Here is a 6,673-nt window from a genome sequence, read left to right as displayed (position 1 = left end):
GGAACGCTACCTGCTAAAAGAAAAGGGCAAGGTCATCTGCGAAGGCCGGTCCATCGGTCAGCGCATCGGCAGTGGTCCGGTTCGGGTTGTGGCCGGCCTGTCAGAAATGGATCAGGTACAGAAAGGGGATGTGCTGGTCACAGACATGACCGACCCGGATTGGGAGCCGGTCATGAAGCGGGCCTCGGCCATCGTGACCAATCGCGGCGGTCGCACCTGTCACGCGGCAATCATTGCTCGTGAGCTGGGGATTCCCGCCGTAGTGGGCTGTGGCGACGCCACCGAGGTACTGACCAGCGGTCGCGAAGTGACCGTCTCCTGCGCCGAAGGTGATACCGGCCTGGTGTATGAGGGCTGTCTGGATTTTGATATCAGTCGTAATGAGCTGGAATCCATGCCCGAGTTGCCCTTCAAGATCATGATGAATGTGGGCAACCCAGACCGCGCCTTTGATTTTCAGGCCTACCCGAACGCCGGCGTTGGTTTGGCGCGACTGGAATTTATCATCAACCGCATGATCGGCGTTCACCCGAAGGCCTTGATGGATTACAGCGAATTGCCGGGTGATGTGCAGCAGGCGGTTACCCGTCGCATCGCCGGTTATGCATCGCCCGTCGACTTCTATGTCGAAAAACTGGTTGAGGGTATCGCTTCCATCGCCGGTGCGTTTTACCCCGAGCGCGTTATCGTGCGCATGTCGGATTTTAAATCCAATGAATACGCCCACCTGATTGGCGGCACGCTTTACGAGCCAGACGAAGAAAATCCGATGCTCGGTTTCCGTGGTGCCGGCCGTTATATCTCCGATTCCTTCCGCGAGTGTTTCCGTCTGGAGTGCCGCGCCCTGAAAAAGGTGCGAGACGAGATGGGGCTGACTAACGTTGAGATTATGGTGCCGTTTGTGCGCACAGTGGGTGAGGCCAAGCAGGTTATTGAGCTATTGGCTGAAAATGGTCTGAAACGTGGTGAGAACGACCTGAAAGTCATCATGATGTGCGAGTTGCCCGCAAACGCTTTGCTGGCGGATCAATTTCTCGAGCACTTTGACGGCTTTTCCATCGGCTCCAACGACCTGACCCAGCTCACCCTGGGGCTGGATCGGGATTCTGGCCTTGTGGCTCATCTTTTTGATGAGCGTAACGACGCGGTAAAAGTGCTGCTCAAACAAGCCATTGAAGCCTGCAAAAAACAGGGTAAATACGTGGGTATCTGTGGGCAAGGGCCGTCGGATCACGCGGACTTTGCTCTGTGGCTGGTAGAGCAGGGCATCGACAGCGTTTCTCTTAACCCTGACTCCGTGCTGGAAACCTGGATGTTTCTCAGCGAAGAGCTTGGCAAGTAATGCGTTTGGCGAAACGCTGTCCGAGTGTCAGTGTTTCGCCATCCCGTATTTCTGTTTCAAACCTTCCAGCGTCTGCATGATTTCACCGTCCATCATCCGAAAACCCGCCACTGGCTGGGGATAGCTGTCGGATCGGTGACGCATCAAGCCCTTCGAAAAGACGCCCAGATTAATCCAGAGTTCGCCGAGAACGCACACCGGTGAGCAGCCGGAAACACCGTAATCTACCTTGCAGCTGGCGTAACCGGTGCGACCTTCTTCACGCTTAATACTCAGCAGCTGACAGTTGTCTTCCAGCATGCGCAGGCCAGCTTTTTCGCCTTGATCAAAGTGGTAGCACATAAATTGAACCTGCTGCTGGCAGGCGGACAATTCGCGTTCGTTTAGCGAACGGGTGGGCAGAAAGGGCAGGGCTTGGGAAAATTGCTGGCTGTCGTCGTACTGGCAACGCGGGGCTCGCAGTACCAGCAGGGCCCAGTCATCGATTTCATCACTGTTCCACTCCAGATCGGGGCTGGTGACAATTTCCACCGGGTTTACCCATTCGCCATCAGGTAGCTGCACCGCAACATCGCCCCGGTTTGCCAGTTTGCTGAAGCGCTGGTCGAGCACACTGTGGCCTGCAGTGGAAGCGATCCAATAACAGTGGTTCGCCGCGATCAGTGTGGCGTTGCTGAAGGCTTCCCGTCCGTTACTTTTAGTTCGGCGCAGGCGGGTAAAAACATCGGGGTTAAGCGGCGCGTCGACACTGGAAACAACTCGCCGTTTGGTGCGGGGCGAAGCGCTTTCGAGCTGCAGAAATACCCTCTCCAGTTCGATAGAGTCGGTCTCCCCGACGCTTATCTTGTCAGCCTGTAGCGGAAGAGAGATAACTAAACTAAGCCAGAAAATGTTAAGCCGTAGTGATGGGATCACTGCCACAGCGCCCTTCGTTTTTCGTAGGTTTCGCGACACAGGGCGATGTCGTCAAGATAACGCGGCAGTTCGTCCAGCAGCAATGCCTGGGGACCATCGACCAATGCCTGGGTCGGCGCCGGGTGGAAATCCACTAGTACCATATTGGCGCCGGCAACAATGCCCTGAGCGGTGGCGTGGGCGATGTCCATCACCTTGTCCGGGCTGTGGTCGCGAGTGCCGACCGAGTGGGACGGGTCTATACAGACCGGCATACGGGTAAGGCGTTTGACGACCGGTATGTGCGAGAAATCCACCATGTTGCGGTGGGGTGCGCCGTACTCACTTTTCATGCCACGCAAACAGAAAATCACCTGGGCGTTGCCTTCGCTGGCGAGATATTCCGCCGCATTCAGTGACTCGTTTAGGGTGATACCAAAACCACGTTTGAGTAGCGCCGGGTAGCGCTGCTGTCGACCGATGGCCTTGAGCAGCTCGAAGTTCTGGGTGTTGCGGGTGCCAATCTGGAGAATGACGCTGGTCGGGCGGCCGCATTTTTCCAAGCAGGTGTCAATTTCCTCAATATGCGATTCGTGAGTCACTTCCATGGCGATGGCCGCCATGTTGTATTTTCCCGCCAACTCGAAGACGTAGGGCAGACATCCCTTACCGTGGCCTTGAAAGGCGTAAGGGTTGGTGCGAGGTTTGTAGGCCCCCATACGGGTGCAGCGCTGACCGTGTGCGGCCAGTGTCTTAAGCATGATTTCCACGTGCTCGGGCGTATCGACGGCACACAAACCGGCGAACACGTGCAGGGACTCCTGATCAAAGCGCAGTCCCTGAAAATCAAAACCGCTGACGCGCTGATCGTCGTGGTGACGGCCGAGCACCCGATATTCCTCAGAAATCCGAATAACACGCTCTACCGCAGGCAGGGCTTCCATATCGGCGGTGTCCAGCGACTTGGTTTCGCCAATCAGGTAGATTTCGGTGAGTTGCTGCTGCTGGCCCTGCACGATGTGCTCTTTGACGGTCACGCCTGAAAGTGCGTTCAGATGTTTCAGGGTGGCCAGGTAGTCTTCGGACTGTTTGTCGATATCCGGATGTAAAATCAACAGCATTGTGAAACTCCGCGAATAATGGGCCAGTACGCTGGTTCTGCTGCCAGACAAGTTCGCGTATGATGATCAACGTGCCCGGCACAGCAATCCTACTATAAGCCAAACTCACGACGACTCGCCAATGGCCCTGTCTTTTCCCCTTAGAATCGGTTTTCGCTACTTCTTCAGCCGTCGACGCGACCGCTTCCTGTCTGTGGTCACCTGGATATCGCTGTTGGGTATGGCAGTGGGTATTACTGCGCTGATCGTGGTGATGTCGGTCATGAACGGTTTTGAGGCCGAGCTGCGCAATCGCGTGCTCTCTCTGGTTCCGCACGGTTTTATTGACGGCCCGGAGAGACGTCTTTCGGAATGGCCGGCTTTAATGGAGGCGGTAGCAAACGAGAAGGGCGTGCGCGGTGTCTCGCCGTATACGGGCACCGCAGCGATGCTGGTGCGCGGTGATCGACTGCGTGGTATTCAGCTTTACGGCATTGATCCCGAAACTGAAGGCTCTGTTTCTGATATCGAACAGCAATTGGTCGAAGGGCGCTATTTGGCAGAGCCGCGCTTTGAAATTCTGCTGGGAGATATTCTGGCCCGGCGCCTGCAGCTCACCGTGGGCGATCGGGTAACGCTGGTTCTCCCGACGGTGACCGTTACCCCCCTCGGTCTGTTTCCCCAGGAAAAATCACTGGAAGTAGCCGGGATATTCAGCGCCGGCGCCGATATCGATGGCAATACCGCCTTCGTTCACCTCAAGGTTGGGCAGCGTCTGCTGCGTTTAGGTGATGCGGTGAATGGTTTGCGGGTTGAGTTTGATAATCTGTTTGCCGCCCCCGAGTCGCTGGCGCGACTCGCCACGCGTTTGCCCGAGGGTGTTGAGACCCAGTCCTGGGCCCAGACGCAGGGTAGTCTGTTTCAGGCAGTGAAGATGGAAAAACGGATGGTTCGCCTGTTACTGTTTTTCATCGTGATCATTGCGGCGTTCAATATTATCTCGATTTTAACCATGGCCGTTTCCCAGCGCCGTTCAGCGATCGCGGTGCTACGTACGATGGGGGCGACACCGACGACTGTCGTACGAATTTTCATCGTTTATGGCTTGCTCACTGCCCTATTGGGAATTGGGCTCGGCGCGGTGATTGGCGTGCCGGTTGCGATGAATGTGTCTGAGCTGATTGCGTTTTTGGAGACAAGCCTGGGCATGAAAGTATTCAACCCGGACGTGTATTTTATCAGCGCGGTGCCGTCTGTTTTTCGATGGCTCGATTTCGTTGTGATTGTGGGTGCGGCATTGGTGCTGAGCGTATTGGCAACGCTCTACCCGGCGTGGCAGTCAGCTCGCATTGAGCCGGCGGAAGCCCTGCGCTATGACTAAGTTTTGTGGCGCCATAGAAAGTATGTGCAAAGACAGTTTACAGAGGAAAGCCCGATGACAGTGTTGTCCTGCGCAGGACTGAGTAAATCCTTTACCCAGGGACCGGAGACTGTTCATGTTCTGACGGGTGTGGATCTGACCATTGAGCAGGGGGAATTGCTGTCGATTGTCGGCCAGTCCGGTTCGGGTAAAACCACCTTGCTGCAGTTGCTCGGTGGGCTCGATATACCCACTGCCGGCACAGTGTCGGTCATGGGGCAGGACATCAATCATCTGTCGGAAGCCAAACGTTCGTTGCTCAGAAACCGTGCGCTGGGTTTTGTGTATCAGTTTCACCATCTTTTGCCGGAATTCAGCGCGCTGGAAAATGCCGCGATGCCGCTGCTGATTCGCGGCGTCAAAAAGCGCGAGGCGTTGGACACGGCTGGCATTCTTCTAGAGCAGGTTGGTTTGTCCCAGCGTGTAAAACATCGGCCATCGGCGCTCTCCGGCGGCGAGCGCCAGCGCGTCGCCATTGCCCGGGCCTTGGTGGGTGAGCCCGGCTGTGTATTGATGGACGAGCCAACCGGGAATCTGGATGAGGAAAATGCCATTGCTGTGCAGGAGTTGCTACTGAAGCTTAACACCGAGAGTAATACCAGCTTTGTGATCGTTACTCACGATACCGAGATGGCAGCGCGCTTTGGTCAGGTTTACCGAATTGCGCACGGCGCGCTGACGCGGGAATCCTGAACCGTGTGGCGTTTTATCGGACTGCGCTACAGCCTTGATCGCAAGGCCGACCATCTGCTGGCTTTTCTGTCTCGCTTGTCGACGGCCGGCCTGGTGCTCGGCGTGGCGCTGCTCGTTATCGTACTCTCGGTAATGAATGGCTTTGATCGGGAGATGCGTGAGCGCATTCTGTCACTGGTGCCGCATGTGACAGTCAAACCATGGTCTGCAGAGGAAGACTGGGGCGCGATGGCCGAGATTGCCCGCAACCAGCCTGGCGTGGCTGCGGTTGCACCGTTTATCGAATTCCCGGCGATGCTGTCTCGTGGTCGCAGCATGGAGCCCGCACTGGTCTACGGCGTAGACGCGGCTGTGGAGAGCCGGGTTTCCGGGCTGGCCCGGTTTGTGGATTTGCAGACCCTCACGAATGCAGACGGTACGGCGACGCCCGTGATTATCGGTGCGGGGCTTGCCAAACAGCTGAAGGTCAGCAGAGGCGACAATCTCAATCTGGTGACACCGGCCAGCGCCCAGAAGGCCCAGAACGTCAATTTCCAGCGCTTGTTTGTTGCGGATATTCTCGAATCGGGAACCGAGATTGATCAGCGCCTGGTGCTTATGGATCTCTACGCAGCCCGTGCCGTTGGGCTGGATTCGACTATCGGCCTGCGCTTGTCTCTGGTCGATGTATTCAGTGCCCGGCAAACGGCCTGGGAGCTGCGCAATCAGCTGGGCTTCCACTACCAGTATTCGGACTGGACGTCGCAACTGGGCAACCTCTATCACGCCATTCAGATGTCCCGGAACCTGGTTGTGGTGATGCTGTTAGCGGTCGTTGCGGTTGCGGTTTTTAATATCGTGTCGACGCTGGTCATGGTGGTACACGAGAAGGAAAGCGATATTGCCATCCTGCGCAGTCAGGGCGCAACACCGGGCCACATCATAAAAATCTTTTTGCTGTACGGCGCCGTGATTGGGCTTGTGGGCGTGCTTGCGGGGGGGATACTGGGCGCGCTCGGTGCTTCGGTGATTACTGATGTGGTCGCACTGATCGAACGCCTGACTGGCACACAGTTTTTGCAGGGCGATGTTTACCCGATTACCTACCTGCCTTCGGACCTGCGCCTGTCGGACTGGCTGATGGTGTGCGGTGTGTCCTACCTGATCTGCCTGCTGGCGACCCTGTATCCGGCCTGGCGTGCGGCCAAAGTTCAACCAGCGGCAGTTTTGAGCTACCGCTGATTC

Annotated in this window: 6 protein-coding genes; 4 read left to right on the top strand and 2 right to left on the bottom strand. The window is 56.5% G+C overall.

Annotated elements, in window-relative coordinates; genetic code table 11:
* A partial coding sequence (gene ppsA / locus ABY734_RS04690; protein ID WP_372777835.1) for a phosphoenolpyruvate synthase occupies nucleotides 1-1,342 on the top strand: 1,342 nt, incomplete at its 5' end.
* Between the two features lie 27 nt (nucleotides 1,343-1,369).
* Here the strand turns inward: ppsA and ABY734_RS04685 are convergent.
* Together ABY734_RS04685 and ABY734_RS04680 are read right to left on the bottom strand one after the other, a co-directional pair.
* Entirely contained in the window at nucleotides 1,370-2,257 is an 888-nt protein-coding gene (locus ABY734_RS04685; RefSeq protein WP_372777834.1) for a hypothetical protein, read from the bottom strand.
* Nucleotides 2,254-3,357, bottom strand: a complete 1,104-nt coding sequence (locus ABY734_RS04680) for a 3-deoxy-7-phosphoheptulonate synthase (RefSeq protein WP_372777833.1) — start codon at nucleotides 3,355-3,357, stop codon at nucleotides 2,254-2,256. The genes ABY734_RS04685 and ABY734_RS04680 overlap by 4 nt, the downstream gene beginning before the upstream one ends.
* Nucleotides 3,358-3,478: 121 nt before the next feature.
* Here ABY734_RS04680 and ABY734_RS04675 point away from each other — a divergent pair, with 121 nt between their 5' ends.
* The 3 genes from ABY734_RS04675 to ABY734_RS04665 are packed head-to-tail and all read left to right on the top strand — an operon-like array spanning nucleotide 3,479 to nucleotide 6,670.
* Nucleotides 3,479-4,717, top strand: coding sequence for a lipoprotein-releasing ABC transporter permease subunit (locus ABY734_RS04675; protein WP_372777832.1), 1,239 nt, complete (start codon nucleotides 3,479-3,481; stop codon nucleotides 4,715-4,717).
* A 54-nt stretch (nucleotides 4,718-4,771) separates the two neighbouring features.
* A complete protein-coding gene (locus ABY734_RS04670; protein WP_372777831.1) occupies nucleotides 4,772-5,449 on the top strand; it encodes an ABC transporter ATP-binding protein in 678 nt (225 codons plus the stop codon).
* A 3-nt stretch (nucleotides 5,450-5,452) separates the two neighbouring features.
* Nucleotides 5,453-6,670 (top strand): lipoprotein-releasing ABC transporter permease subunit, encoded by a 1,218-nt coding sequence (locus ABY734_RS04665; RefSeq protein WP_372777830.1) that lies wholly within the window; start codon nucleotides 5,453-5,455, stop codon nucleotides 6,668-6,670.
* The last annotated feature ends 3 nt before the right edge of the window (nucleotides 6,671-6,673 follow it).

The organism is Litorivivens sp., from assembly GCF_041624475.1.
GTDB lineage: Bacteria > Pseudomonadota > Gammaproteobacteria > Pseudomonadales > Spongiibacteraceae > Litorivivens.
This window is presented reverse-complemented; position numbering and strand designations above follow the sequence as displayed.